Raw genomic sequence first — 2,500 nt, forward strand, 5'->3', positions numbered from 1 at the left:
TTGGTTGCGGGGAGAGGATTTGAACCTCTGACCTTCAGGTTATGAGCCTGACGAGCTACCGGACTGCTCCACCCCGCGCCAGGTGTTCTTTTCATCGTTTAGAGAGGATGTTGGGCTTTTTCTAGGTTTGGCGGTGACCTACTCTCCCGGGGCTTAAGCCCAAGTACCATTGGCGCGGCAGTGCTTAACTTCCGGGTTCGGGATGGGACCGGGTGTTTCACTTGCGCTATGACCACCAAACCGAGGAAAAGCCCATGTCGACTTTCTTGCGGAGCAAGAAAGCGACAGGTGGCAGGCAGCGTATTCGCTTGCGAATGCGCGGTGCCACTCGGTTGTATAGTCAATCAACAGTGCCGTTTGCGTTGGCACGCGCTGTCCTTGGTCAAGTTTGGTGTATGCTTTGGTCTTGTCTTTCCATTACTGGATCAAATCAAGCCTATCGGGCGATTAGTACCGGTCAACTGAACGCATTACTGCGCTTACATCTCCGGCCTATTGACGTGGTGGTCTTCCACGGCCCTCAGGGAGACCTTGTTTTGAGGGGGGCTTCCCGCTTAGATGCCTTCAGCGGTTATCCTGTCCGATCATAGCTACCCAGCACTGCCGTTGGCACGACAACTGGTCCACCAGTGGATCGTTCACCCCGGTCCTCTCGTACTAGGGGCAACTCCTCTCAAGTCTCCTACACCCACGGCAGATAGGGACCGAACTGTCTCACGACGTTCTAAACCCAGCTCACGTACCTCTTTAAACGGCGAACAGCCGTACCCTTGGGACCTGCTCCAGCCCCAGGATGAGATGAGCCGACATCGAGGTGCCAAACACTGCCGTCGATATGGACTCTTGGGCAGTATCAGCCTGTTATCCCCGGCGTACCTTTTATCCGTTGAGCGATGGCCCTTCCACTCGGGACCACCGGATCACTATGGCCGTCTTTCGACTCTGCTCGACTTGTCAGTCTCGCAGTCAGGCTGGCTTCTGCCATTGCACTCAACGAGCGATTTCCGACCGCTCTGAGCCAACCTTCGCGCGCCTCCGTTACGCTTTAGGAGGCGACCGCCCCAGTCAAACTACCCGCCACGCAGGGTCCCGGATCCGGATAACGGACCGCGGTTAGACATCAAGAGTGCGAAGGGTGGTATCTCAAGGGAGGCTCCACCGCGACTGGCGTCACGGTTTCAAAGCCTACCACCTATCCTGCACATCACAATCCTGATGCCAGTGCGAAGCTGTAGTAAAGGTGCACGGGGTCTTTCCGTCTAACCGCGGGAAGCCTGCATCTTGACAGGCAATTCAATTTCGCTGAGTCGATGTTGGAGACAGCGGGGAAGTCGTTACGCCATTCGTGCAGGTCGGAACTTACCCGACAAGGAATTTCGCTACCTTAGGACCGTTATAGTTACGGCCGCCGTTTACCTGGGCTTCAATTCAAGGCTCTCACCTCTCCTTTTAACCTTCAGGCACCGGGCAGGCGTCAGACCCTATACGTCGTCTTGCGACTTCGCAGAGCCCTGTGTTTTTAATAAACAGTCGCCACCCCCTGGTTTGTGCCCCCAGCCCCTAGTTGCCTAGGAACCGGGCCTCCTTCTCGCGAACTTACGGAGGTATTTTGCCGAGTTCCTTCAACATCGTTCTCTCAAGCGCCTTGGTATGCTCTACCAGTCCACCTGTGTCGGTTTAGGGTACGGTCTGATGGAGGGCTATTTCCAGGAACCACTCAGCAGCCCAATCAATCCGATAAGATTGAACTACATCCGTGATCCGTCACATCCTCCTGGCCTAGGAATATTAACCTAGTTCCCATCGCCTACGCCTTTCGGCCTCGGCTTAGGGGCCGGCTTACCCTGCTCAGATTAGCTTTAAGCAGGAACCCTTGGACTTTCGGCGAGAGTGTCTCTCACACTCTTTGTCGCTACTCATGTCATCATTCTCACTAGTGATCTCTCCACCGGATGGCTCACGCCCCGGCTTCATCGAAAGAACTCTATCCTGCGCTACCGCCTATTCGGCTACTTGAGCGCGCTTACGCGCACCGCATAACCGGCGGCAATACAGGATGAGTTCTATGTCACACTACGCTCTGCTACCATGCCTTACGGCATCCTAGACTTCGGCTCATGGCTTGAGCCCCGTTACATCTTCGCCGCAGGACAACTTATTTAGACCAGTGAGCTGTTACGCTATCTTTAAAGGATGGCTGCTTCTAAGCCAACCTCCTGGTTGTTTTGGTCGTCCCACCTGCTTTCCCACTTAGCCATGAATTGGGGGCCTTAGTCGTAGGTCAGGGTTGTTTCCCTCTCCACTACGGACGTTAGCATCCGCAGTGTGTCTGCCATCTAGTACTCCCGGGTATTCGGAGTTTGGTTAGGATCAGTAAGCCTGTGGGGCCCCATTACCCATCCAGTGCTCTACCCCCCGGGGTATTCGGATGACGCTCTACCTAAATAGATTTCGCAGAGAACCAGCTATCTCCGAGTTTGATTGGCCTTTCACCCCTAGG

At 54.9% G+C, this 2,500-nt stretch carries 1 tRNA gene and 2 rRNA genes (1 of these 3 cut by a window edge); all 3 read right to left on the reverse strand.

Annotated elements, in window-relative coordinates:
- Position 1 precedes the first annotated feature (1 nt).
- A tRNA-Met gene (locus tag ACRZ94_RS20615) sits at positions 2–78 on the reverse strand.
- Between the two features lie 47 nt (positions 79–125).
- Positions 126–240 (reverse strand): 5S ribosomal RNA (rrf, locus tag ACRZ94_RS20620).
- Positions 241–426: 186 nt separating this feature from the next.
- Positions 427–2,500: ribosomal RNA gene (locus ACRZ94_RS20625) — 23S ribosomal RNA — on the reverse strand (it continues 792 nt past the right edge of the window).

Source organism: Ruegeria sp. CH10 (genome assembly GCF_056537125.1).